At 60.5% G+C, this 25,176-nt stretch carries 21 protein-coding genes; 13 read left to right on the top strand and 8 right to left on the bottom strand.

Going from position 1 to position 25,176, the window contains the following annotated elements; all coding sequences use genetic code 11:
- Positions 1 to 396 precede the first annotated feature (396 nt).
- A complete protein-coding gene (locus GEI7407_RS21940; protein WP_051030797.1) occupies positions 397 to 795 on the top strand; it encodes a zinc ribbon domain-containing protein in 399 nt (132 codons plus the stop codon).
- Between the two features lie 176 nt (positions 796 to 971).
- Positions 972 to 2,549 carry a DICT sensory domain-containing protein gene (locus GEI7407_RS16480; RefSeq protein ID WP_015173339.1) on the top strand — a complete coding sequence of 526 codons (1,578 nt, stop codon included), beginning with the start codon at positions 972 to 974 and terminating at the stop codon, positions 2,547 to 2,549.
- A gap of 22 nt (positions 2,550 to 2,571) precedes the next feature.
- Here GEI7407_RS16480 and GEI7407_RS16475 read toward each other — a convergent pair whose 3' ends face one another.
- Positions 2,572 to 4,086 (bottom strand): sensor histidine kinase KdpD, encoded by a 1,515-nt coding sequence (locus GEI7407_RS16475; RefSeq protein WP_041268503.1) that lies wholly within the window; start codon positions 4,084 to 4,086, stop codon positions 2,572 to 2,574.
- A gap of 260 nt (positions 4,087 to 4,346) precedes the next feature.
- Between GEI7407_RS16475 and GEI7407_RS16470 the strand changes: the two genes are divergently transcribed.
- The 4 genes from GEI7407_RS16470 (at position 4,347) to GEI7407_RS16455 (ending at position 8,912) form a co-directional block, all read left to right on the top strand.
- Positions 4,347 to 5,750 carry a TldD/PmbA family protein gene (locus GEI7407_RS16470; protein WP_041268502.1) on the top strand — a complete coding sequence of 468 codons (1,404 nt, stop codon included), beginning with the start codon at positions 4,347 to 4,349 and terminating at the stop codon, positions 5,748 to 5,750.
- A 28-nt stretch (positions 5,751 to 5,778) separates the two neighbouring features.
- Positions 5,779 to 7,341 carry an FAD-dependent oxidoreductase gene (locus tag GEI7407_RS16465; protein ID WP_015173336.1) on the top strand — a complete coding sequence of 521 codons (1,563 nt, stop codon included), beginning with the start codon at positions 5,779 to 5,781 and terminating at the stop codon, positions 7,339 to 7,341.
- A 165-nt stretch (positions 7,342 to 7,506) separates the two neighbouring features.
- A complete protein-coding gene (locus GEI7407_RS16460) occupies positions 7,507 to 8,052 on the top strand; it encodes a cyclic nucleotide-binding domain-containing protein (RefSeq protein ID WP_015173335.1) in 546 nt (181 codons plus the stop codon).
- A 29-nt stretch (positions 8,053 to 8,081) separates the two neighbouring features.
- On the top strand, positions 8,082 to 8,912 hold the full coding sequence (locus GEI7407_RS16455) for a SirB1 family protein (protein WP_015173334.1): 831 nt from the start codon (positions 8,082 to 8,084) through the stop codon (positions 8,910 to 8,912).
- A 59-nt stretch (positions 8,913 to 8,971) separates the two neighbouring features.
- Here GEI7407_RS16455 and GEI7407_RS16450 read toward each other — a convergent pair whose 3' ends face one another.
- Entirely contained in the window at positions 8,972 to 9,430 is a 459-nt protein-coding gene (locus tag GEI7407_RS16450) for an SRPBCC family protein (protein WP_015173333.1), read from the bottom strand.
- A 546-nt stretch (positions 9,431 to 9,976) separates the two neighbouring features.
- Between GEI7407_RS16450 and GEI7407_RS16445 the strand changes: the two genes are divergently transcribed.
- The 3 genes from GEI7407_RS16445 to pdxH all read left to right on the top strand — a co-directional run bounded on the left by GEI7407_RS16445 (position 9,977) and on the right by pdxH (position 13,433).
- Positions 9,977 to 11,719 (top strand): mechanosensitive ion channel, encoded by a 1,743-nt coding sequence (locus GEI7407_RS16445; RefSeq protein ID WP_041268501.1) that lies wholly within the window; start codon positions 9,977 to 9,979, stop codon positions 11,717 to 11,719.
- A gap of 215 nt (positions 11,720 to 11,934) precedes the next feature.
- Positions 11,935 to 12,630: a hypothetical protein gene (locus tag GEI7407_RS16440; RefSeq protein ID WP_150109812.1), complete on the top strand. Its 696-nt coding sequence runs from the start codon at positions 11,935 to 11,937 to the stop codon at positions 12,628 to 12,630.
- Positions 12,631 to 12,788: 158 nt separating this feature from the next.
- Positions 12,789 to 13,433 (top strand): pyridoxamine 5'-phosphate oxidase, encoded by a 645-nt coding sequence (pdxH, locus tag GEI7407_RS16435; RefSeq protein ID WP_015173330.1) that lies wholly within the window; start codon positions 12,789 to 12,791, stop codon positions 13,431 to 13,433.
- Positions 13,434 to 13,470: 37 nt separating this feature from the next.
- Here pdxH and nfi read toward each other — a convergent pair whose 3' ends face one another.
- From nfi to GEI7407_RS19725, 4 genes are all read right to left on the bottom strand, one after another.
- Positions 13,471 to 14,136, bottom strand: a complete 666-nt coding sequence (gene nfi / locus GEI7407_RS16430) for a deoxyribonuclease V (RefSeq protein ID WP_041269165.1) — start codon at positions 14,134 to 14,136, stop codon at positions 13,471 to 13,473.
- A gap of 27 nt (positions 14,137 to 14,163) precedes the next feature.
- Complete coding sequence (locus GEI7407_RS16425; protein ID WP_015173328.1) at positions 14,164 to 14,469, bottom strand: hypothetical protein; 306 nt, start codon at positions 14,467 to 14,469, stop codon at positions 14,164 to 14,166.
- Between the two features lie 402 nt (positions 14,470 to 14,871).
- Complete coding sequence (locus tag GEI7407_RS16420) at positions 14,872 to 15,474, bottom strand: hypothetical protein (protein WP_015173327.1); 603 nt, start codon at positions 15,472 to 15,474, stop codon at positions 14,872 to 14,874.
- Positions 15,475 to 15,551: 77 nt separating this feature from the next.
- Positions 15,552 to 16,349, bottom strand: coding sequence for a hypothetical protein (locus GEI7407_RS19725; RefSeq protein ID WP_015173326.1), 798 nt, complete (start codon positions 16,347 to 16,349; stop codon positions 15,552 to 15,554).
- Between the two features lie 303 nt (positions 16,350 to 16,652).
- Here GEI7407_RS19725 and GEI7407_RS16405 point away from each other — a divergent pair, with 303 nt between their 5' ends.
- Positions 16,653 to 18,854: an NACHT domain-containing NTPase gene (locus GEI7407_RS16405; protein WP_015173325.1), complete on the top strand. Its 2,202-nt coding sequence runs from the start codon at positions 16,653 to 16,655 to the stop codon at positions 18,852 to 18,854.
- 137 nt (positions 18,855 to 18,991) lie between these two features.
- Here the strand turns inward: GEI7407_RS16405 and GEI7407_RS16400 are convergent, their stop codons facing one another.
- Entirely contained in the window at positions 18,992 to 19,492 is a 501-nt protein-coding gene (locus GEI7407_RS16400; protein ID WP_015173324.1) for an allophycocyanin subunit alpha-B, read from the bottom strand.
- 512 nt (positions 19,493 to 20,004) lie between these two features.
- Between GEI7407_RS16400 and rlmD the strand changes: the two genes are divergently transcribed.
- Both rlmD and modA read left to right on the top strand, forming a co-directional pair.
- Positions 20,005 to 21,405 (top strand): 23S rRNA (uracil(1939)-C(5))-methyltransferase RlmD, encoded by a 1,401-nt coding sequence (gene rlmD, locus GEI7407_RS16395; RefSeq protein WP_015173323.1) that lies wholly within the window; start codon positions 20,005 to 20,007, stop codon positions 21,403 to 21,405.
- Complete coding sequence (gene modA, locus GEI7407_RS16390; RefSeq protein ID WP_150109811.1) at positions 21,369 to 22,214, top strand: molybdate ABC transporter substrate-binding protein; 846 nt, start codon at positions 21,369 to 21,371, stop codon at positions 22,212 to 22,214. The genes rlmD and modA overlap by 37 nt, the downstream gene beginning before the upstream one ends.
- Positions 22,215 to 22,226: 12 nt before the next feature.
- Here the strand turns inward: modA and GEI7407_RS16385 are convergent, their stop codons facing one another.
- A complete protein-coding gene (locus tag GEI7407_RS16385) occupies positions 22,227 to 23,579 on the bottom strand; it encodes a hemolysin family protein (RefSeq protein ID WP_015173321.1) in 1,353 nt (450 codons plus the stop codon).
- A gap of 355 nt (positions 23,580 to 23,934) precedes the next feature.
- On the opposite strand from GEI7407_RS16385, the gene GEI7407_RS16380 reads away from it, so the two are divergent.
- Positions 23,935 to 25,167: an RNA-guided endonuclease TnpB family protein gene (locus tag GEI7407_RS16380; RefSeq protein ID WP_041269160.1), complete on the top strand. Its 1,233-nt coding sequence runs from the start codon at positions 23,935 to 23,937 to the stop codon at positions 25,165 to 25,167.
- The last annotated feature ends 9 nt before the right edge of the window (positions 25,168 to 25,176 follow it).

The raw sequence follows: 25,176 nt of genomic DNA, 5'->3' as shown, positions 1-25,176 counted from the left end.
ACGGCGGCTAAAGCCGCTTTGGCAGTCGATCGCTGGCCGCTTCACCGGATCGACGGTGTGAAAAAGAACCCATCCTTGCTCAACGGATTTGCAGCGGTTTTGCCTAAATAGAGTACAAATTGAACTAAGCCGCGACAGTCCCCAACCCTCTTAAAGGGCAGGCAAGGATAGCGCGACTGTTGGAGCGAAATCAAGCAAGCCTCGAAGAAACACAGACGCAAGCGCCCCCAACAAAGCGAAGCGCATCAAAGCCTCTCGCCGATGGAAGCGTAAGCGCCAAAAGATCTTGAAGCTACAGCGCAAAGTCGCCCGACAGCGCGAGAACTGGATTCACCAACCAGCCACATCGTGAGCGGTAATAGGCTAGTGGCCAGTGAAAAGCTCAGCGTCAAAAACATGACCCGCAAAGGTAAAACCAAGACCTGCCAAAAAGCAGGGCTCAATCGCTCTATTTTGTCCGTGGGTTTTGGCATGATTGGTCAGTTCTTGGACTACAAGCTGGCTGAGGCTGGGAGATTCTACGTCGAGTCTCCCACTCAGCAGCTAAAGCCCTCTCAGCGCTGCGCGAAGTGCTGGGAACTGACCCCCAAGACCTTGTCTGACCGGGTGCATGTCTGCTCTAATCCTCACTGCAATCATGTTGAGGACCGAGATGTTAATGCCGCCCAAGTTAATTTGGCTTGGGCAAGGGGTAAGGAACTTGCCTCTTCAGTCGCAGAGCCGCCAAGCTCTACCGCGTGCGGAAGTATGCGGCAACTTGGGGCGAAGAAGCGACAGAAACCCCACGCCTCTTAGGGTGGGGTAGTTCATGCAGAACTGCCTGTTTTTGCCGTGGCCTGCGATCGCGGGTCTCATTTTTCTCAGGCAAAACCGCCCTCTCCGTGGTCATCGCTCCTAGCGCTAGCTGCGGCGGGCTAGTGATCTGGCCTGCAAAGCCGGAGTATTTTCGTTAATCGACCAAGGTTATGGCTATGGAGTTGCCCCCTACCCCCGATCAATCTCTGTACGAGCTGGCCTTCAGCCTAGAAGAAGCCGCTCCGCCGCTGCAAATTAGCCCTTCTACCCTCAAGTCCATGGTCGCCTCGGTCATGGACACCCTGATCGAGCACCAGATTCCGGCGACGGTGCTGGTCAAGCTCCCGCGCAAGGATGCCTGGCACAGCGAAATCGAGCAGTACACCCATCTGCTGGATGTGCCCCACGCGGTCTACTACCTGGAAAAGGAGCTAGAGAGCGAAGAAGTCGTCGGCGTGCCGGCGATCGCCCCCAATCCAGACCTAACGCTCCTGACGCCGCGCCCGGACCACTCCCCCCGCCTAGCGGTCCCTGTCGCCGCCGAGAGCGCCCTGCGCCGCGAGTACTTTTTGATCGTCTTGGCAGAGCGCTTTTGCGGCTGCGTCTTGGCCCATCGTCCGCGCTCCATGCAGGCGATCGCTGATCCCCTGGGCGGCCTGGGCGACTTTAGCGACTATGAAGCCGACGCCGCCCAGAGCCAGCGTAAGCAGCCCCTGCTGGCCCTGTGCTCCTTTGACCCGGCCCTGGTGAAAGTGGTCCTGGCGGGGTGTCAGGCGGCCTTTGCGGCGGTCCCAGCGATCGCCCTCGAAACCGGCCAGTCTGCGCCCGTGGCGATCGCCACCGAGCCGCTCCTGAGCCACTGGGATGAGGTCTTCCCGGTGCCTGCGGCCGTCGATCCCAACCTGCTCAACCTCTTCTTCGCCAAACAGGTGCGTCACCAAGAAGACCTGTGGCGGCGCATCGTCGCCTACCGGCGTCAGACCGACGCCATCGAGGCCCTCCAGCGCCAAAACGAAGAACTCCTCAACACCATCCGCCTCAAGGACGAGTTTCTCAACAACGTCAGTCAGGAGCTGCGCACGCCCCTGACCAACATGAAAACCGCCCTCACCCTGCTCAACTCTCCCAACCTCAAGCCCTCCCAGCGCCAGCGCTACATGCAGGTGCTCAACAAAGAATGCGATCACCAGGGCTCCCTGATCAGCGGCCTACTGGACCTGATTCGCCTGGATCAGCCAGCGACCCTCGCCACCGTCCAGCCCATGTGCCTGAGCGACGTCGTGCCGGGAGTGGTCAGCACCTACCAGCCCCTGGCCCAAGAAAAAGGCGTCATGCTGGCCTACACCGTGCCCGACAACCTGCCCCCTGTGTCCTGCCTGGCCACCTGGATGAAGCAGATCGTGATCAACCTGCTCCACAACGGCATCAAGTTCACGCCCCGGGGCGGCCAGGTCTGGGTACAGGCCAAGCTCCAGGGCGAGTATGTCCAGCTGGAGTTTCGCGATAGCGGCATTGGCATTCCCCCGAGCGAGATTCACAAGATCTTCGATCGCTTTTATCGGGGGCGGCAGGCCACAGAGGAAGGCACCGGCGGAGCGGGCCTAGGCCTGACGATCGTGCAGCAGCTTCTGCTGCGCTGCGGCGGCTCGATTTCGGTCAAGAGCCGACCCGGCGAAGGAACCACCTTCAATGTGCTGCTGCCGATCTACCACGGGGGAACCGACGTGGACCTGAGCCCGGAGCCCCTCGTTTAGTCTGGCCCGCTCCGGGTTCTCCCTAGACGGTGTAGACGCTCGGGTTGTGCTTCTCGAGGGGCAAGAACACGGTCAGCACTTCGCCCCGTCGGGGCCGCTGCCGCACGATCAGCTTGCCGCCGAGGGCATGGAAGAGGTTCTTGGTGACGGCCAGGTTGAGGCTGAGGCTGCCGGTTTCGGGCTGGAACATCAGGAGCTGGCCCAGGGACCGCAGATTGGCGGAGTGGGACTCGAGGGAGTCGAGCTCGGCGTCGCTGCACTCCTGGGACTGGAGCTGGAGCTTCAGCTGGCTGCCAGCCAGCCGGACCTGGACGTTGATGTGGCTACCGGCGGGCAGGTTGCGCGTAAAGCGCTCGATCAGGCCGGTGAGGGCCTGGTCCAGCATGGTGGGGTCGCTCACGACGGTGGGCATCTGGTTGGGCAGCAGGACGTCGAGGGTGAGGTTGCGACGACTGGCCTGCTTTTGCCAGCGGGGAATGCCCTGCTGGAAGACGTCGGCCAATGGCGTTGGGGCGAGGCCCAGGGGCGTCTGCTTGTTTTCGGCGACTTCTAGCTCGGCGGCTCGGAAGATCAAGTTAAAGCGATCGATCTGCTCGGTGCACTCGTGGTCGATGGTTTCTAGGCGCTTGAGGACCTCGGGCGGGAGGTCGCGGCGGCGCAGGAGCGATCGCGTGAAGGTGCGAATGGTGGCGAGGGGCGTGCGCACTTCGTGGGCGATCGCCTGCAACAGCTCCACATCGGGGCTCACGCAGTCTTCGGTGAGCTGCTCCAGGGACGGCTTGCTGCCGTTTTCGCTCGTCGCGGTACTGGCGGTGACGACCTCGGGGGCCTCCTCAGCCTGGTTGCGCTGATGGTGCAGCAGCTCGCGACTAAAGCGCGTCACCACGTGGTAGTGGGGCTCGGCCCAGGGCAAAGCGTGGCCCAGGGCGTCTAGGTGAGCGCCATGCTCTGGGTTGACCATCAGGGCGCGCGCCCGCAGCGTATTCCAGGCCCACTGGACGGTTTCGGGATTAAACGAAAACAAAAATCCTGGCTCTCCCAGGGGCGTTTCGCCCAGGAGCATGACCAGACTAAAGCTGGGAGTGTGGACCAGGCAAAACTGCTCCTCGTGCAGCGGATCGTCCGGCAGCAGCGGCAGCGTGGTCGGGGTTTGGGGCAGGTGCTCGGCGGAGCAGCCCTCGCTGGGCATCAGCTGACGGCGCATCCAGCGAGACAGATGGAGCGGCTCGCTCGAAAAGATGTAGGTGGGCAGCCTGCCAGCGATCGCCCCTGGCGGGAGCACCGCCGTCGGACCGCACAGCACCACCCCCGAGGCCGCTGTGTCCTCGGCCTGGGTGATCTGCTGAGCCAAAAGCTGCTCGAGAGCGGCGATCGCGCTTCGCCACTGCTGCTCGGCCTTGCGGCGCTGGCCATCCCGGCGATCGCGGCCACCAGGACCCGCCCCGGCTCCCGGAGCAACCGACTCGAGAAGCCCAACGCCTTCGGGTTCACGCTGGGCCAAAACTTCGCTGAGGGTTGGCAAAAACCATCTGTACACAGGCACTCACCCTGCTAGCTGCGTCAAAACGGACTCGCCTCACCTTCCCCATCTGGGTGCGATCGGGAAAGACGACGTTCTATATACGAAAGTAGCGGGATTTGTCGGGCGTGAATAGCTGTAGAACCGAACCAACAAGTCGCAATAGCCGTTGCCAGACGCCAGGGGGATTGAAGCTCCCCAAGCTGCATTGCTCCAAAAACACGGGTCCACCCGAAATTGGTAGCACAATGGAAGACAGTGTGCCCGATACGTGTCCTATGTCAATTGTCCTAGCTGATGCCCAAAACCTCCTGTCTGACCTCATCGCCAAATACCGCGATCGCGTGGACTATCTGGCGATCCGTCTAGAAGAATCTGACGGCACCGATATTCTGCTGCGCGGCGACAAGATCGAAACCCTCAGCGAGGGCGTTTCCATCGGCGGTCAGGTGCGCGCCTGCTACAAAGGCGGCTGGGGGTTTGCCAGCTTCAATGAGCTTGGCGGCCTCAAAGATCGGGTGGAAGACGCGATCTCGGCGGCCCGCATGGTCGGCGACGAAGAGACCCTGCTGGCACCCGTTGACCCGGTGCGGGACATTTGCCGCTTGGCGCTGACGGGCACCAATCCCCGGGAAGTCTCCCTGACCCAGAAAAAGGCGCTGTGCGATCGCTACGCTGAGATCCTCCGCTCCGTGGATCCGCGCATCACCACCATTTCGGTGCGCTACGGCGACAGCGCCCAGCGCATGATCCTAGCCACCTCCGACGGCACCCTGCTAGAGCAGTCCTGGGTCGATCTGGAAATGCGCTTCGCCGCCACGGCCCGCAACGGCGAAACGGTCCAAACCGGGCGCGAAACCATCGGATCGCGCCGCGCCTTCGAGGATTTGCTGGGTCTCGATGACCAGGTCCGCAGCGCGGCCCGCCGGGCTGTAGACGCCCTAGCGCTGCCGTCGGTCCAGGGCAACACCTACACCGTGGTGATCGACCCGATCCTGTCGGGCCTGTTCGTTCACGAAGCCTTTGGCCACCTGTCCGAAGCGGACATGGCCTACGAAAACCCGGATTTGCTGGAAGTGATGACCCTGGGGCGGCGCTTTGGGCCGCCGGAGCTTCAGATTTTTGATGGGGCGGCCCCAGAAGGGCATCGCGGCAGCTACGCCTACGACGACGAGGGGACCCCAGCGACGACCACCCAGCTGATCCAGGACGGCGTTTTGGTGGGTCGGCTGCACTCCCGCGAGACGGCGGGCAAGCTGGGCGAAGCCCCCACGGGCAACGCTCGCTGCCTCAACTACCACTACCCGCCCATCGTGCGCATGACCAACACCTGGATCGAGCGGGGCAAAACGCCGGTTGCGGACCTGATGACCGACATTACCGAGGGAGTCTACGCCCGCAACTGGATCGGGGGCATGACCAACGGCGAAATGTTCACCTTTACGGCGGGCGAGGCCTGGATGATCCGCAATGGCGAAGTGGCGGAGCCGGTGCGGGATGTGACGCTGTCAGGGAATGTGTTTCGGACGCTGGCGGATATCGAGGCGATCGGGGACGACTTCTTCTGGGATGAGTCCGGCGGCTGCGGCAAAGGCAGCCAGAGCGGCCTGCCTGTGGGTTGCGGCGGCCCGAGCCTGCGCATCCGCAATGTGGTGGTGGGCGGCGAAGCGCCGGAACTGTAGCGCGATCGCCCTTAGAAGATCTAGAACCATGACCCTAACAGAACAACTGCTGTCCCAACTGCCGGGTGATGCCCTGGGCGGCCTGCGCCAGGCTGACCAGCGCTGGCGATCGCTGCGGGAAGGGACGCTGCCGGTGCCCGAGGTGGTGACCGTGGACCCCCAGCCCGGAGAAGCGCCCGCCTGGGACGTCATCGTGGCCGGTGGTACCTTGGGCATTTTCCTGGGGGCGGCCCTGGCCCAGCGGGGCTGGCGGGTGGCCCTGATCGAGCGCAGCACCCTGCGGGGCCGAGACCAGGAGTGGAATATCTCGCGCCACGAGCTGCAGGTTTTGCTGGATCTGGAGCTGCTGACGCCGGAGGAGCTAGAGCAGGCGATCGCCACGGAATACAACCCGGCCCGAGTCAGTTTCCTGGGCGGGCCGGACCTGTGGGTCGAGAACGTCCTGAATGTGGGGGTGGATCCGGTCTTTTTGCTGGAGACGCTCAAGGCGCGCTTTTTGGCGGCGGGGGGACACCTGCTGGAGCAGACCCCTCTCCAGCGAGTGACGGTCCATCCCAATGGCGTGGCGGTGTCCACCGGAGAATCCGGTAGCGTCCTGACGGCGCGGCTGCTCCTCGACGGCATGGGCCACTTTTCGCCCATTGTGCAGCAGGCGCGCCAGGGCCAGAAGCCGGACGGGGTGTGCCTGGTGGTGGGTACCTGCGCCCAGGGCTATCCCGCGAATGAGACGGGGGATTTGCTGGTGTCCTTCACGCCCATTGCGGGCCAGTGCCAATACTTTTGGGAGGCGTTTCCGGCGCGCGATGGCCGCACGACCTACCTGTTTACCTATGTGGACGCCCACCCGGAGCGGCCCAGCCTGGAGGCGCTGTTTGAGGACTATTTCCGCCTCTTGCCGGAGTATCAGCAGGTGGACCTCGCGGCCCTGTCGATTCAGCGATCGCTGTTTGGCTTTTTTCCCTGCTACCGCCAGAGTCCCTTGCGATCGCCCTGGGACCGCATCTTGCAGATCGGCGACAGCAGCGGCAGCCAGTCCCCTCTGAGTTTTGGCGGCTTCGGCTCCCTGCTGCGCCATCTCCAGCGCCTCACCGACGGCATTGGCGAAGCCCTGACAGCGGACGTCCTCGATCGCCGGGGTTTGGCGCTGCTCCAGCCCTACCAGCCCAACCTGTCGGTGACCTGGCTGTTCCAGCGCACCATGAGCGTGGGCGTGCAGCAGCAGATCGCCCCCAACCAGATCAATCAGCTGTTGGTCAGCGTTTTTGACTCGATGGCGGCCCTGGGAGACCCCGTCCTCAAGCCGTTTCTGCAAGACGTGGTGCGCTTTCCGGCCCTGTCTTTGGCCCTGATGCGCACCTCCCTGACGGCGCCAGCGCGGGTCGTGGAGGTCATTCCTCAGGTGGGTCTGCCGTCCCTGCTGGACTGGATGAGCCACTATAGCCGCTTGGCGCTGTACACCGGCCTCTATCCGGTGGGCCGCGCCATCGAGCCCTGGACGCGATCGCTCTCGCCCGCGCAGCGCTACTATTACCATCGCTGGCTGCAGGCGTGGCAGTACGGCTCGGGGGCCGACTATTCCCCGCTGGCCTAGGGAGCGCGGGAGATTCCGCAACTTTGCTGCTCTCAAAGCGCTGGGCTTGGCTGTTACCTTGGAGATGGGGGAATAGCTGGGGATCGCTGATTTGGCCGAAACTGGCTGTTTTTGGGATTGGGGTGTATCGACTATTACGCTTAACTACAAAAGTCCAAGAGACCGATGAAAAAAGCCCTGTTTATCCTCGGGGAGCTAAACGATGCAGACGTGGACTGGATGCTGACCACGGGCCGCCGAGAAGAGCTGACGGCGGGCGAGAGCCTGATTCACAAGGGCCAGCCGATTAACGCGCTGTATATTTTGCTGGAAGGTCGGCTGGCGGTGGTGCTGGAGACGGCGGAGGGCGATCGCGAGCTTGCGGTGCTGACCAGCGGCGAGGTCGTCGGCGAAATTTCCTTTGTCGATTCGCGGCCCCCCTCAGCGACCGTCAAGGCGCTGGAGTCTTGTTTGGTATGGGCGATCCCCCGCGATCGCCTGCTGCAAAAGCTCGACCTCGACTTGGCCTTTGCGTCCCGCTTCTATCGCGCCCTGGCCATGTTCTTGTCCGATCGGCTGCGGGGCACCGTCACGCGGCTGGGCTATGGCAAAGACCCGCTGCCGGAGGTGCCCTTTGAGGAGCTGAGCCTCAACCCCCATTTCTTGGACTCCCTGGAGACGGCCCGCGCTCGCTTTGACTGGCTGCTGCGCCGGCTGCGGGCCAGTGAGTAGCCCCCACAGCGCTGAACCAGGAGAGCACCATGGTCGAGCATGAGCGATCGCGCCAATGCCTATTGGCCGAAATCAGTCAGCCTGAGGCCGACATCAATCTGGCCCGGGCCGCCCTCTACATTGCCCAAGAAACCTACCCCGGCCTGGACGTGGAGGCCTACCTGGGGCAGCTCGACGCCATGGCGGCGGCGATCGCCCCCCAGCTGCCTGCCGAGCGCTACCCCCTGCGCATCCTCAACGCCATTAGCCAGTTTCTCTACGGCGATCGCGGCTTTAGCGGCAACGCCCAGGACTACTACGACCCCCGCAACAGCTTCCTCAACGAAGTCCTCGATCGCCGCACCGGCATTCCCATCACCCTCGCCCTGGTCTACCTCGAAATCGCCAAGCGCCTCGACTTTCCCATGGTGGGCGTCGGCCTGCCGGGGCACTTTTTGCTGCGGCCCGTCGTGGACGACATGGAAGTATGGGTCGACGCCTTCTATCACGGCGAAGTGCTGTTTCGCGAAGACTGTCAGCAGCGCCTCAGCCAGGTCTATGGCCGACCAACGGTCCTGAAATCCGAGTTTTTGCAGCCGGTGAGCGCCCGACAGTTTCTCACCCGCATGCTCACCAACCTCAAGCTGATCCACCACCAGCGGGGCGATCTGCGATCTGCCCTGTCCATGGTCGATCGGATTCTCTTGGTGATGCCGGACGCCGACGCCGAATTGCGCGATCGCGGTGTCCTGTACTACCAGCTCCATCAGTGGACCCAGGCCGCGACGGATTTGGAAGCTTACCTGACGCGATCGCCCTTCGCCTCAGACGCCGACGCGGTGCGCCGCCTGCTCACCAAAATCGCCGAGCGATCGCCTTAATTGGCTGAATTATCTCGTTTATAGGGGTCAGACTCTCTCAGTCGCTTTTTAACGTCGTCCTAGTCTTGAAAGCGCTGATTTTCGGCCTCGGCCACTCGCTTGAGTCGCCGCAGTTGCGCCTGCATATCCGCCTGCGTCCACTTCGCTGCAAAAGCATTGAACCCAAACCGAACCAGGGGATTGGGAATCTCGAACTCGAAGCGATTGAGCAAGAGAGTTCCCTGGGGCTGGGGCTGACACTCCCAGCGATCGCGCCCCCGAAAAAAACCGCTAAACTCCCACACCACCAGCCCCGCTTCTCGCTCCGCGACCGTACTTTTGAGGGACGGCTCTAGCAGCGGAATCTGGATCACAAACCGGGTTTGGCTGCCCAGATCGGTGCTCCAGGGACCGATGGGATCGCAGCGCAGCGCTGGATTGAGCCATCGGTGCATCAAGTCGCGATCGGTGAAGCACTTCTCCACCACCGTGGCGCTGGCGCGAATCTGAATACTTTGCTCAAAAACTTGATAGCCCATAATGCCTAAAATTTACCCTCGGAAGATGCCTCATCAAAAACTGCGGCACCAGATCACCTTTTCTTAAGAATAAATTTAAGAATAAATGCCTAACTGTGCCAGAGAAACTGTAGTCTCGCTAGACTTCGTCTGACGATGCTGGACCCAATTAGATCCTACTTATTGTTAAAAAATCACTAAATACTCAGCTAATCGCCTTTGATTCTCTATAAAGATAGATGACACGTCTTCAGAAAGATAGGTATTGTTTGCGTGTCAAATCACTCCAGAGACAAACGACTTTCTGTTAATTTCTGGTGCGCTTGAGTGGGGCTAAGACTATACCCACCCACGGCGATCTCAGATTCTTTGCTGCACTCCTTCAGTCAACATAAATTCTGGGATCTTGCGCCAAATAGTGGGGTTAGGCGTCGCCTCACTCAAAAATGCGACTCCTCGCACGGGGAGAAGAAGCCTACGCTGTGCCGATCGTCGGCCAGCACAGGGATCACGCCACGAAAGGAATTTTGGCGTTTAGCCAATAAGTAAATTGACATTCAAAAGACCATGAATGAACTTTGGTCAGATACTTCATTAACTATGGGGTTTCCCCTATCGATCCATTTAGCTCAAAACGCTCCGGGCTTTATGGAAGGAGTGGCAACCTCACAGACGAGTCGATTTGTGCTGCAAATCGTTGCAGCCGTTGTCATTTTGTTGGTGGGCTGGATTTTGGCGGCCCTCATGGCCTCTGTGACTCGCAGCCTGCTCCGACGCACCAATGTTGATAATCGGGTGGCTTCCTGGCTGAGCGGACCTTCGACGGCAGCCCAGACAGCCCCCAAGATTGAAGACTGGATTGCTGGAGCGGTGTTTTGGGTGGTCATCACCTTTACGGTGGTGGCAGTGCTCCAGTCGCTGCAGCTGACAAGCGTTTCGGAGCCGCTCAATGTGTTCCTCAGCCAGATTTTGGGCTATGCGCCCAAGGTCGCGGGGGCGGCAGCACTGCTGGCTTTGGCTTGGTTTCTGGCGACCATTGCCAAGCTGGTCATTGAGCGGGCTCTTATGACCATTGGTCTAGATGAAAAGCTGGGGACTCACGTGACGTCTCCGCCGGAGAGTCCGGCGATGCCGATGGATTCTGCGGATCCCACGATGGCGAGGGCAGCACCGACGTCTGCGACGACGGCCCCGGCGGCTGATACGTACTCGCTGAGTGAGACCATCGCCAATGTGGTGTATTGGTTCATTTTCCTGCTGTTTTTGCCGTCGGTGCTGAGTACTCTGGAGCTCCAGGGGACGCTGCGCCCGGTGCAGGAGATGCTCAATGGCATTTTGGGCATTTTGCCCAATGTGTTTGCGGCGGTGCTGATTGGGTTTTCAGGCTGGCTGGTGGCCCAGGTGGTGCGCCGCATTGTGACCAATCTGCTGGCGGCGGCGGGGACCGATCGCATTGGCAATCGGGTCGGGCTGCGATCGACGGCGGGTTCTCAGTCGCTGTCGTGGATCATTGGCACGATCGTGTATGTGCTGGTGCTGATTCCGACGGCGATCGCGGCTTTGAATGCGCTGAGAATTGAGGCGATTTCGGCACCGGCGATCGCCATGCTGGACGACATTCTCGGCTCTCTGCCCAAGATCTTCACGGCGGCCATTATTTTGGTGGTGGCCTACGTGATTGGTCAGTTTGTCTCAGAACTGGTGTCTAGCATTCTGACGAGCCTCGGCTTCAATAATGTCTTTAACTGGCTGGGCCTGCGATCGCCCATGGCCCGGACGCCGGTGGAGCCGCCCGTCATGCCGTCAGATGCCGCGACGTCTACGCCGACGGTGACCTCGATCCAGCCGTCCGTGCCCCAGCGCACTCCCTCTGAGGTGGTGGGACTTGTGGCTCTCGTGGGCATCATGCTGTTCGCGGCGGTGGCTGCGGTCAATGTCCTGGAAATCGAAGCCCTCACAACGTTGATCACGGGCTTGGTGGTGGTGTCGGGCCGCGTCCTTTCGGGGATTGTGGTGTTCGCCATTGGCCTGTACCTGGCGAACCTGTCCTTTGGCCTGATCGCCAGCTCTGGTAGCTCCCAGGCCCGCATTTTGGCCCAGACGGCCCGCATTGCCGTGATTGCTTTGACGGGCGCCATGGCCCTCCAGCAGATGGGCATTGCGACCAATATTGTGAACTTGGCCTTTGGTCTGCTCTTGGGGGCGATCGCCGTTGCCATTGCTCTGGCCTTTGGTCTGGGAGGCCGCGACGTTGCTGCCGAGCAGCTCCGCGAGTGGCTCAATTCTTTCAAGCACGATCGCACTCCCTAGCGCCAAGTGGGTTTAACGAAAATTCAGCTGATCTGGGGGCGCGATCGCGCCCTTTTTTTGGTGATTTTGCTCTGCAAATCTCAGATGTCAAATGGGGGCGATCGCCGCCGTTTGAACGAATATTAAGCCGATACTTAAAGACAATCTTGCAGGAGATTCCATTTTCGCTGGCTCGTGCTAATCTTCCGGCATATGCCCCCATTCTTGGTGTGAGAATGACGATCAAAGCATTCAGGTCCCTTGCCACCGTCGGGCTATTTTCCAGCATGGTCGCGGCCCTGCCCGCCACCGCCAATCAACCTGCTCCCGCCGGTCCCCAGGCTTCCACTTCTGCTCCTATCGAACTGGCTCAGACCACAGCCCAGTGTCGACAACTCAGTCGTCTCGAGCGGGTTTACGGCAGTGCCGACCTCGCATCCGAGCGCGTTGCTGACTTGAATGCAGGTACGCGCGTCACCCTGGCGGGCCCTGTGAATGACCCGTCGTTTGGCTGGATTCGCATTAGCAATCCAAGCACGGGTTTCATCTTGGCAACCTTCTTGAAACCCTGTACCTCGACGCCGCCTGCGAATCCACCTGCGAATCCACCCGCCAATCCGCCTGCGAACCCGCCTGCAAATCCACCGACTGAGCAGCCGCCCCAGTCCCAAGCCTGCGGGATTGTGACCAGTCTGGAGGCCATGACCATCCGTACCAACCCCACCGCAGCCTCGGCGGCGAAGGGGCTGATCAGCCGTGGCCAAGGCTTCCGCATCACCGGCAATACCCAGACTCAGTCTGGAGCCGAAGGTGGACGGGTGTGGGCGCCGATCAATCGCTACGGCGTCACCGGCTGGCTCGCTGAGTCAGGACCGGGCGGCGTTGGGAGCAATTTCCGCCGCATTGAGTGCTCTGCGATCGGCCTCCCCTAGAAAATTGTTGGCTTTTCCGGTGTGCTGATTGATGCAAGCCCGGCGCTCAACCCCAGAACCTTGGGGCTTCGCCGGGTTTCTTGGTGTCTGGGAAAAGAACATACTGGAAATGGGCTGTGTTGATGGCCCAACCTCGTTTTTCCCTAGGAGAGTGCGCTATGAATACGGCGATCGCGGATTTGCGCCGAGAATACACCCGTCAGGGACTCCTCAAACAAGACGTAGACTCTGACCCGTTCCGCCAGTTTCACCGCTGGTTTGAGCAAGCCCTCGCGGCGGAGCTGCCAGAACCGAACGCCATGACCATCGCCAGTGCCACCCCCGATGGCCGCCCCTCGGCGCGCATGGTCCTGCTAAAAAACCTAGATGACCAGGGCTTTGTGTTTTACACCAACTACGAGAGCCACAAAGGCCAAGAGCTCTTGGCCAATCCCTGGGCGTCGCTGGTGTTTTGGTGGGCAGAGCTGGAGCGTCAGGTGCGCGTCGAGGGCCGAGTGGAGCAGGTGTCTGCCGCGGAGTCGGACGCCTACTTTCACAGCCGCCCCCGCAGTAGTCAGCTAGGAGCCTGGGCCTCCAACCAGAGCCGGATCGTGGACGATCGCGCAGATCTTGAGCAGCGCCTGGCCGAGCTAGAGGCTCAGTATGGCGAAGATCAGCCGATCCCCCGTCCTCCCCACTGGGGCGGCTTTCGGGTGGTGCCAGAAGTAATTGAGTTTTGGCAGGGACGCCCCAACCGTTTGCACGATCGCATCGTCTACCGCCACAAGGCCGGGGCCTGGACTCTGGCGCGCCTCGCTCCCTAAAGCCCAGGAAGCCCATAGCCCAGAAAGTTTAAAGGCTCTAAATCAAGCCAGACGCGTGTTTGTGAGCCTGGCGCGTTGTCTCTGGTAGGCGATATTTGGGCGTGCAGGCCATCACGTACTCGAGGGCTGTGGGCAGGCTGATCCGGTGACCCACCGAAATGTAGAGGGGCTTGGTCTTGGCGCGCGATCGCAGCACAGCGCCGATCACCTCGCCCCTGTCCACCAGAGGAACCCAAGCACCCCGCTCGTCCGGCACCTCAGGATGGGTGCCCACCAGACGGGATTTGCCCACGCCGATCGCCGGCAGGTCTGTCAGTACTCCCAAGTGGCACGCGATGCCTAGCCGGCGAGGATGGGCTTGACCCTGGCCATCGCACAGCAGCAGATCCGGCCACTGACGCACCTGCTCTAGAGCGTCGAGAACCGCCGGAATCTCCCGAAAAGACAAAAAGCCAGGAACGTAAGGAAAACTTGTGGGACGGCGGGCGATCGCCGTTTCGACTAGGCGTAGCTCTGGAAACTGTAGAACCGCGATCGCAGCTCGCGTAGTCGCTCCATTCTCTTCAAACCCAACATCAACCCCTGCAACATAGCGGATCGCCTCCAAGTGATCCTGCACGATGACCTTGTCGCGCAGAGACTCCTGAACTGCCTTGGCCTCAGCAAGCGACAGATCCCAAGGATGAGCGTGGTGAAGCGTCAGCACCGAGTTAATAGGCCGCCTGTGTGCTTAGGAATACAAACTTGCTTGCTCAGATACGGCTTCTTGGCCCATGGCGCCTGCTTGCTGGAGAGATTGCAGGCTGACCCAAACGCCGTAGCCCATCCGTGGACCTACCTCCGCGCAGGTCACGCAAACATCCAAAGCTTTTTGAGAAAGATCGCAGGCTAGCTCGTAGGCCTGCAAACGCTCTGTCATGCCGTAGGAGCGGACATGGCCATACAGGCGGCCGCCCAACCGCATCCCCTCATGAATGCCGTCATGCCAGAACTTGAAATGATTAACGGAGCTATCGGACACAACTTGAGGAAACATCGCGGGTTTAGGAAATCACGTAACAATACTTAACTTAATCCGTAGATCAATTGTTACACAACCACCCTACGGTTAGATGTTTCGAAAAATACGTTTCTGTCTGAAATTTCTTCCGCCAAATGGCTGAATTCTGGCCAACTGACGGTGACAAGGATCACGAGCATCGCTGATCTGGATCGCAATCCTTGTCTAGGTGAGTTGGGATACTACAGTTGACTCAACTTTAGCCGAGTCATCAACAGGGAACACACATTGCACCGGCAGGCTTCAAGCTGAAATCTGTCGGTTTTTCGTTTTTAAAGAGAGCTAACGCGACCTTTGGGGCGATCGCGCGCTTATCTCACCATTAAACGCGAGTTTTTGCGTTATGGTGAATGTTCTTTAAAATCTTCTAATGTCAGATTAGCGCATCGCCCCCATTGTGTTTTTCCAAGTGAGCTCCTTGCACAGGATCTCTAGCGCCCGCCGATCTGCTCCCGAAAACAGCTCGCTGTTGGCCAGGTCCATCAGCACCTGCTGGGCGAGGTGAGCGGCAAAGTTACCGCCATAGCGCAACAAAAGGCTGTAGTAGCGAAATTGCGGCTGACCCTGGGCGTTTACATGAAAGCGGTGAATTTCATCGGCGTCCATCGTGAGGACCGGGGTGTCCACGGGGACGACAGCGGGCGGGATACCCTGCCACCCGCAGATCTGGCCCGCTTCTTGCTCTAGCCGACCGATGAGCACCGTGCCCAGCAGGGTCCGGGTCTCATTAATCAAGTCGGGAGTAAAGAGTGGGTCTGGTTCGCTGGAGAGGCGCGGCCCCGTATTCAAAAACAGCGGATTGAAGAGCTGGGAGTTGTAGACGATGCCCACGGCCCAGTGGCGCTCGGGGCTTTCGAGCCGGACAAAGCTGCCAAAGCCGTAGTCATCTGGCTCGGGCGGATGGAGGACTGCCATGGGGTCGTCCACCTGCACGATGTAATCGCAGTGGGAGTTGGATTTGACAACTTTGCCGAGGCGCATGGGGATGTGTGGGGCGGAGAGGACGGGGCGCAGAGGGGGCGGGCGATCGCCCGCATCGTGGGGCTGCCCGCCAAAAACTAGCTGTCGGATGCTGACCGAATCGGGCCGTTGTAGTCAACGGTGATACTGGCGAAATCTTTGCTCACCCTCACCTCGCTCTCGGTGGAGTAGTCCGTTTCGCCTGGGCGTCCCCCCCGAAAGGTAAAGATCCAGGCGTCGCTGGTGTCTTGGACCGGGATGTCGCCGCTGATGCCGTGCATAGCAGGCTCTGCCCGATAGTTACCGAGGCCGCCGTTGGCGCGCTCAGCGGCTTGGCGAGCCAGGTTGCGGGCGCGCGCAAGACCGGGCGCGTTGGGGTTGACCAGGGTGAGCTGGTTGGGGCGCTCTGCAACGGGGCGATCGCCCTCGATGTTGCGAATTTCGCCATTGTAGTCGATGCGGGAGGTGCCGTCGTTTTGGTTCACAACGACGACGGTTTCGAGGGTCGGTTCTGCGCCTGGAGCACCGCCCAGAATCCGGAAGCTCCAGGTGCCGTCTCCGTTGTCAACGCAGGAAACTCCTTCGATGGGGCCGTACATGGCGGCTTCGGCCCGGTAGTTGCCGAGGCCGCCGTTGGTCCGTTCGGCGGCTTGGCGAGCGAGGTTTTTGGCGCGATTGAGGTTGGGGTTAATGCTGGTGAGGCCGTCACTGCCTACGATGGCTTCGGTGATGCAGGCGCGGGCCAAGGGGCGACTGGAGGGGGCACTTTCAGTAGCGGCAGGGGCCGGGTCGCTCGGCGCTGACAGATTGTCTTGGGCCGGAGCGGGTAGGGTGAGGCTGGCCCAGGCGAGCAAGCTAAGGAGGGGGAAGGAGGCAATCCGATAAGGGTTCAACATGATTGAAACTTTCAGGGCGTAATGAGGGTGGGCAACGGGGTGAACGACTGATGCAATAGACGTCTGACTGGGGGAGAGGGTGCCAAAAGGCGCTAAAGGTAGAAACCATGTCGGCGATCGCCCTTTCCAGACGGAACTCCAGGGGCGATCGCCCCTGGGAACGCTGTGATTGGATCCCGTTGCCTTTTTTCCTAGGATAGGCAAAGTTTTTGGCAGGGACCGGGGCCTGCTACCGGGATGGGGCAGGGCCTAGAAGGGGCGATCGCGTGCCCTAGAGGCGGCTGTTGTTGAGCTTTGGAACCAATGACTGGATTTGAGCGCATTGTGATTCAGGCGGCCAGTATGGGCTTGGCGAGCATCATGAATCGGGCCGTGTTTGAGGGAGGCGGGCGGCTCCTGCAATGGGTACGCAGCCTCGACGAGACGCCCGAGCGCATCTTGGCGCTGGCTGCGGAGCAGTATGTGCACAACTACGCAGGGCGCCACGGCCAGCTCAAGGTCTTGGGGATGCGCGAACCGGTGCCCCTCGAAACGATCTACACCACGGTGCAGTTTCTCGATCGGGCAGGTATGCGCTGGTACGACTCCATCGAGTCGCTGGAGCAGGCCTATCGGCGATCGGGGCGGCGAGGGTTTCAGCCCAAGGCTGCCTCGCGCCTGGATGGCATTACGGTGGCCAACGAGAAACCGTACCTGATGGTCCTCGGTGGTCCTGGTGCGGGCAAGTCCACGTTTCTGCGCAAGATTGGCCTCGAGGCCCTCAAGGGGGTCCAGGGAGCCTATCTGCACGAGTGTATTCCGGTGCTGCTGGAGCTGAAGAATTTTGCCAATGGCTGCGCGAACCTGGAGGAGGCGATCGCCCAGGAGTTCCAGATTTGCGGCTTCCCATCCTCCGAAGAGGCCACGCGCAAGCTGCTAGAGGCGGGCAAGCTGCTGCTGCTGTTTGACGGTCTCGACGAGGTGCCCACCAAAAACACTGACGAAGCCATCTGCCAAATCCAGGATTTTGTCGATCGCTACGACCAAAACCGCTTCATCATTTCCTGCCGCGTGGCGGCCTATCGCCACAATTTCCGCCGCTTTAGCGATGTGGCCATGGCGGATTTTGACTTGGCCCAGATTCAGCAATTTATCAACAACTGGTTTCACTCGGAGATGGACCGGGCCGCGGGCACAGCCCAAAAGTGCTGGGAGCTGCTCCACAAGCCGGAAAATGCGGCGGCGAAGGAGTTGGCCCATACGCCTTTGCTGCTGACGCTGCTGTGCCTGGTGTATGACCATTCCCAGAATTTCCCAACCAATCGCAGCAATCTCTACCGCAAGGCGCTGCGGATTTTGCTGGAGGAGTGGGCGGCCGAAAAGCGCATCATGCGGGAGGAGATCTACCAAGGCCTCAATACGGAGCTAGAGGAGATTTTGCTGGCGGAGATTGCCTACGAGGGATTTCAGGCCGATCGCCTGTTTTTCTCAAAACGAGAGATCGTCAGCCAAATCAAGGAATTTTTGACCAATAACCTGAATGCGCCGCGCCACCTGGACGGGGAGCGCATCCTGGACGCGATCGCCATTCAGCAGGGCATTTTGGTGGAGCGGGCGGAGGATGTCTTTTCGTTCTCGCACCTGACTTTGCAGGAATATCTGACGGCCCAGCACCTAGACGACCATCACCAAGGGGCAGCGCTGGTGCAGCGACACCTGACCGATGAGCGCTGGCAGGAAGTTTTTTTGCTGGTGGCGGGGCTGATGCGATCGGGGGCAGATGACCTGCTGGTGCGGATGGAGCGGCGCAGTCGGCGCTTTTTGCAGACGCCGCGCCTGCAGCAGCTGCTGATGTGGGCAGACGCCATGACCCAGGGCACGGGCGGCTCGATGCCGCCAGCGGCCAAGCGAGCGGCGCTGCTGTTTTTGGTGACGGTGCGCGATCGCGCGCTGGAGGTGGTCCGGGCCCTGGATGAAGACTTTGCGCGGGTGCTGGATCTGGTGCAGTCTCTGGATCTGCTGCGATCGCCCGCTGCGATCGCCCAAGTCGAGCTCGCCCGCGCCATGCACCAGGCCCGCACCCAAGACCTCACCTGTGTGCCCGACCGACCCCGCGCCCGCAATCGCCCGATCGCCCGCACCCCCCGCTCTTTGGCCCAGGCCCTGACCCGAGCCATGGCCCGCGAGTTCGAGCAGGCCCATCTCTGTCGCCACGTCAACTTCAAAGCCCTGATCGCCCGCCTGGAAGCCCTCAAGCTCAAAGAACCGCACCGCAGCCAGCCCTACGAAGCTCAGCAGTCCTACAGCGATCGCCTCTCGCAGCTCTGGCTCCAGGCCCTCTGTCTCGACCCGGACTGTGTCAACCTCACCGCCGCCGAGCTCGCCGCTCTCGACGCCTACCTCTACAGCCACTGCCTCATCGCGCGCTGCCAACAAGCCGCCGTGCGCGTCACTCCCCGCACCGGCCAGCTCATCGCCGCCCACCTAATTCGCTACGTTCCCCCCACCCGGCCCCCGGCCCCATAAAAGTTCCCCGCCTTCGGTGTGGGAATTGACTGCCTGAGGAGCCAAAACCTTCACCCAAGACGGGGAAGCTCAAAAACTCAATTGTCATGTTTGAACCCAGGCCGTAATGGCCAACGTAGTCTCCCGGTGGGGGAAGCCTACATCATGTAGGGTTGAGACATGCCTTGGATCAGAAAATCGAAGTAGGCGCTCGCTTCAGCGGCATCCTCGTCGGTCAGCAAGCCCAGGGCTGCTTTCTTGAGGCTGCGGATCGCATCGGCCATGCCCGTTACCGGCACGCCCAGAGAGTTGTACATTTCCCGTGCGCCGATCACACCAATTTTTTCAATGGGATCTTTGCTGCCCGAGAGCACCCCGTAGGTGATCAGGCGAAGATACCAGCCGTAGTCCCGCAGACAAAGCGCCCGTTCCCGCTGACCATAGGCGTTGCCGCCAGGCGCGATGTAGTCGGGGTGCTTTTGCCACAGTTGCTTGCTGGCTTCCTGGACAATCTTTTTCTCGTTCTCAGAAAGAATGCTGGCGATGCGCACGCGCTGATTGCCGGTTTGAAAAAAGTCTTTGATGCTATTCAGTTCGCCAGCGGTCGGGTAGCGCAGCTCGTCGTCGGCTTGCAAAATTACTTGGCTAACTACAGTCATAATATTGTGATGCCTCAGGTATCATCCTTTGACGCTCGTCCAACCATTCCGAAGACTGGCCGGAGCTTCCTGCTTCATTGCCTCACGCCCAGGTGTCAGGCAAGCCCAACAATCCCCAGCCAGAACGGCTCCACAGGCTGTTTCGTTTAATGTCCACGATGCGTCCCACCGCAGACTTGAGGCGAGAATTGACATTCTCTTGGCCAACACCAATTTACGTTGATTCTGGCGTTTTACCCCGCCAAGGTTCTTCCGGTGTTCCGAACTGTACCCATGGGTAATCAAGACTCTTACGAGTCCTTCAATCATACCGGATTGATCCCTCTGGATGCTCATTGCCTGATGGCCCCCGAATCGGCTGGAGGTGGGGGCCTTGGCGCAACCCCCAGGAGACTGTAGAGGGAAGACGGGGCTGACGTCGGCCAGAGATAAACTCTCCTTGGTATTTCGGTGGTCCCTGGGACGTGCGGGGCGTCCCAGCACCAGCATTCTTTATTCGGATTTCCTGCTTTATGACTTCTCAAGAGCTTCCGTCTGTTTCCCCTGAGGCTGATTCTTGGCAGCAAGGACAACTGGTCGAGCTGACGATCACAGACCTCAGTGACGATGGGGCTGGCGTGGGCCGGGTGGAGGGCCGCGTCGTGTTTGTGCCGGATACGGCGCCGGGCGATCGCGTCGAGGTGCGGCTGGTGCGCGTCAAGCGCCAGTACGCCGAGGCCAAGCTCCACCAGATTCTGGAGCCCTCACCCCAGCGCCAGCGCCCGCCCTGTATCGTGGCGGACAAGTGCGGCGGCTGCCAGTGGCAGCACATTGCCTATCCTCACCAGCTCGAGGCCAAGCGCAATCAAGTGATCCAGGCCCTAGAGCGCATTGGCGGCTTCGAGAATCCGCCCGTAGCGCCGATCCTCGCGCCTGCCACTGACCTCCACTACCGCAACAAGGTGACCTATCCCCTCGATCGCTCGGCCACTGGTCAGGTGCAGGCGGGCTACTATCGCAAGGGCAGCCACCGCTTGATCAACCTCAATCAGTGTCCGGTGCAGGATGAGCGCTTTGATCCGCTGCTGCGCGAAATCAAGGAAGACCTGCAAACCCAGGGCTGGTCTATCTATGACGAGGAGAAGCACCGGGGCAAGCTGCGGCATTTGTCGTTTCGGGTGGGGCGCCGGACGGGAGAGATTTTGCTGACGCTGGTGAGCCGGGAGGAGTCGATTCCGGGGCTGGCGGAGCAGGCGACCCAGTGGCTAGAGCGCTATCCCCAGATGGTGGGGGTCTGCCTGAATGTCAATTCCCAGCGCACGAATGCGATTTTTGGGCCGAAGACGGACTGCATTGCTGGTCAGGGTTTCTTGACGGAGACCTTTGCGGAGCTGCAATACCAGATTGGACCAACGACGTTTTTCCAGGTGTACACGGAGCAGGCGGAGGCGATGCTGGAGCAGATTGTCTCGACGCTCCAGCTCACGGGCCAAGAGATGCTGGTGGACGCCTACTGCGGCGTGGGGACGCTGACGCTGCCGCTGGCCCAGCGAGTGCGCCAGGTGGTGGGCCTGGAGGTTCATGAGGCCTCGGTGGAGCAGGCGCGGGCGAATGCGGCGCTGAACTGGCTCACCAATGCGACGTTTTTGGTGGGGTCGGTGGAGACGCTGCTGCCGTCCCTGGAGCAGACGCCGGATGTGGTGCTGCTGGATCCGCCGCGCAAAGGCTGCGATCGCCGGGTGATTGAGGCGCTGATCGCGATCGCCCCGGCGCGGATTGTGTACATGAGCTGCAAGCCTGCGACCCTGGCCCGCGATCTCAAGCTGCTGGCGGAGCAGGGCTATCGGCTGACGCGGGTGCAGCCAGCGGACTTTTTCCCCCAGACGTCCCATGTGGAGTGCGTGGCCTTCTTGGAGCGGGGCGATCGCCCATGAGTCAGGGGCTGTGCAGGGTCAGCCGACGACGATTGCTCTGGGGCGCGGCAGGCTGGGGGGCGATCGCCCTGGTCAGTGGCTGCCGCGATCGCCCGGTCCGCTCGGCTGGTATCACCCTAACTGTGGGGATCGCAGCCTCCTTGATCGATCTGTTTCGGGCGATCCAGCCCGTCTTCGAGGCTCAGGAGCCGACGGTCTCCCTGCGCTTCACCGTCGCTGCCTCCGGCCTGCTCCAGCGCCAAATCGAGCAGCGGGCGCCCATTGACGTGTTTGCTAGCGCCGGGGAGGCGCAGATGGATGCCCTCGCTGCCCAGAGCCTCCTGCTGCCCAACAGCCGCGCAGTCTTTGTCCAAAATCGCTTGGTGATTGTCCAGCCCGCTGGACAAGATCCCTGGATTCGGGCCTTAGAAGACTTGGGGCAGCCTCGGCTGCGCCGACTGGCCCTGGGCAACCCTGAGACGGTGCCAGCGGGGCGCTATGCCCGAGCTGCCCTAGAGTCTGCGGGCCTCTATCAGCCCCTGGCTCAAGCCCAAAAGCTAGTCTTCGCGGAAAATGTCCGGCAGGCTCTGACCTACGTGGAGCAGGGCAATGTCGATGCGGGTCTGGTGTACGCCACGGATGCTCGAGGGCGCGATCGCGCCCAGGTGGTCTACACGCTGCCTGCCGATGCGACGCCGCCCATTCGCTATCCCGTGGCGGTGGTGGCTGAGACGCCCTACCCGGCCGAGGCCCAGCGCTTCGTGGCTTTTCTTCTGAGCGAGGCGGGACAGGCGATCGCCCGCCGTTTTGGCTTTCTAGCTCCCCCGTAGCGGGCGATCGCCCTATTCGTCAGGTCGATCAGACGCCCGGTCCGAGGTTGTGACTTCCTCCGCGATCGGGTTTCGCGGCATCACCAGCACCTTGTCCACCCGGTTGCCGTCCATGTCCATCACCTCGAAGCGCAGCAGCCCCCATTCAAAATGGTCAGCCGCCACAGGAATTCGCCCCAGGTGCGTAATCACAAAGCCTCCCAGGGTGTGGTAGTTGCCCCGATGCTCTCCCGGCATTTCCTCTAGGTCAAACAGCGCCCGAAACTCATCAATGGGAATCATGCCGTCGATCAACCAAGAGCCGTCCTCCCGGCGCACGGCCTGGGGCGTTTCCTCCTCGTCCTTGGAGGGAATATCGCCAATGATCGCCTCTAGCAAGTCATTGAGAGTCACAATGCCCTGAATCACGCCGTACTCGTCCACGGCCATGGCAATGTGGACGCCGGACTGCTTGAACAGCTCCAGCACCTTGAGAGCGCGGGTGTTCTCGGGGACAAACAGGGGGCGGCGCAGCATCGTCGTCAGGTCCAGGGACTGGCCCGAGAGACTGCGGCTGAGCAAATCATTCACCGAAACCACGCCCAAGACATTGTCGAGCTCGTCCTGGCAAACCGGGAAGCGGCTGTGCATGCTCCCGGCGATCCGCTGGCGGTTGACTTCCCAAGAGTCGCTCAGATCCAGCCAGACAATTTCGGGACGGGGGGTCATCAAGGAGCTCACGCGGCGATCGCCCAGGCGAAACACCCGCTCCACCATCATCTGCTCGGCATACTCAAACATGCCCGCTTCGGTGCCCTGCTCCAGCAGCACCTTGATTTCTTCCTCGGTCACCAGCGGCTCGGAGGAAGGCTGGACGCCCAGCAGGCGCAGTACCAGGTCCGTCGAGGCGCTGAGCAAATGCACCACTGGGCCAGTGACCTTCGCCACCATGCCCATGGGCATGGCGACATTCGTGGCGACTCGCTCGGGGTCGTTGAGGGCGAGGCGCTTGGGGACCAGCTCCCCAATAATCAGCGAAAGATAGGTAATCAGCAGCACCACGAACCCGAAGGCCAAAGGCTGGCTGTAGCGGGCCAGTCCCGGAATCTGCGCGAGCAGCCCAGCCAGACGCGCCGAGAGCGTCGCGCCCCCGAAGGCACCGGCCAAGATCCCGATCAGCGTGATGCCCACCTGGACCGTTGACAAAAACTGGTTAGGCGAGTTGGCGAGGGCTAGGGCGGCCTGGGCTCGCTTGTTGCCTTGATTGGACCACTGCTGAAGTCGCGCCTTGCGGGCCGAGACGACGGCCATCTCCGACATGGCAAAGAGGCCGTTGGCAATCAACAGCGCGAGAATGACCAAAAGTTCAACGCTAATTGAGGACATTCTAGAAATCGCCGACTCCCCCGGCACGCTGCACGATCTGCGTTTCCTCGATTGTGGATCGAGGCTGGCTGAATGGACTTCTGCCTGCTGTACCAAAATATCAGGCGATTGCAGTGCTTGAGGTCCAAATACCAATCGTACTTAGCTAGTTCAGCCAGAAGCCTCACGTCCATAATCGCTGATTTGGCGTGAGATGAAGGCGCGTTCATAACGGAGCGATCGGTAAGCTATGTTTGACGCGAGAACCTACCAGCTCCGCCCTGAACCATCTCTTTCGCTTCAGACCAAAGGGTCTTGCTCCTCAACGCATCGCTTGAGAAGCGAGACCGCGCCCCTCCCCAAGCAGCTAGAAAACGTGAGAACCGCCTACCAGTACCGACTGCGCCCAACCTCCAGTCAAATCGCCTTCATGAGCGAATGGCTAGAGTTGCTACGCAGACAGTACAACTACCGTCTCGGTGAGCGGTTCTCTTGGTACGAGCAAAATCGCTGTGACATCAACGCCTGTCCGCTTATCTGTCATCTGCCAGAACGGCGAGAGAATCCCGACTTCTACTCTCAAAAACGAGACTTGGTAAACTCCAAGGCCTTGTTCCCGGAGTATCAGCAGATTCACTCCCAGGTCCTGCAAGACTGCATTGGCCGAGTCAAGAAAACCTTTGACCGCTGGCTCAAAGGAGACTGCAACGGCAAGCGAAGCGGTAGACCTCGCTTCAAAAGCTCTGGGCGCTACCGCTCCTTCACCTTTCCGCAGATCAAACAGGACTGCATTCAGGGCAAGCAGATCAACCTGCCCAAGATTGGCTGGGTGAAACTGATCCAGCATCGTCCTTTGCCCGAAGGCTTCAAAATCAAGACCGCGACCGTCAGTCAAAAAGTCGATGGCTGGTACGTGACGCTGAGCCTGGAAGACTCATCGGTCCCTGCCCTCACGCCTGACGTTCCCAGTCTTGAGAACACCATCGCGATTGACTTGGGATTGAAGACGTTCTTGGTGGACGACTCAGGGAAAGAAGAACCGATCCCCCAGCACTACCGCAAAGCTGAAAAGCGCCTGAAGCGATTGCAGCGTTCGCTGTCTCGCAAGAAAAAAGGCTCTAATCGCCGGAAAAAAGCGGTTAAACGCGTTGCCAAGGCCCACCTGAAAGTCTTGAATCAGCGCAAGGACTTTCACTACAAGACCGCAAACAAGCTTTTATCCAAGGGGAAGCACATAGCCCATGAAAAGCTGAACATTCGAGGCATTGCCAGAAGCAAGCTGGCGAAGTCAACTCATGATGCTGGTTGGGGCCAGTTCCTGCAAATTCTGGCAATCAAGGCTGAAAGAGCCGGGTTGCTAACGATTGCGGTGAATCCCAGCGGTACGTCTCAGAACTGCTCTGGTTGCGGGGTCAAGGTGCCTAAAATACTTCAGGACAGAATCCATACCTGTCCTGAGTGTGGGTTGACGATTGACCGTGACCACAATGTAGCGATCAACATCAAGTATTTGGCGGTAGGGCATTCCGTCAATAAAGCTCAGGAAACGCCCGATGGGTTGCCAGGGGTCACTGAGAAGCCGACACCGGATACGTCAGTATCGGTGTAGGAGTATGTC

This window comes from Geitlerinema sp. PCC 7407 (genome assembly GCF_000317045.1).
Lineage (GTDB): Bacteria > Cyanobacteriota > Cyanobacteriia > PCC-7407 > PCC-7407 > PCC-7407.
Note: the sequence above shows the minus strand (reverse complement) of the source record. Positions and strands in the feature narration are given on the sequence as shown.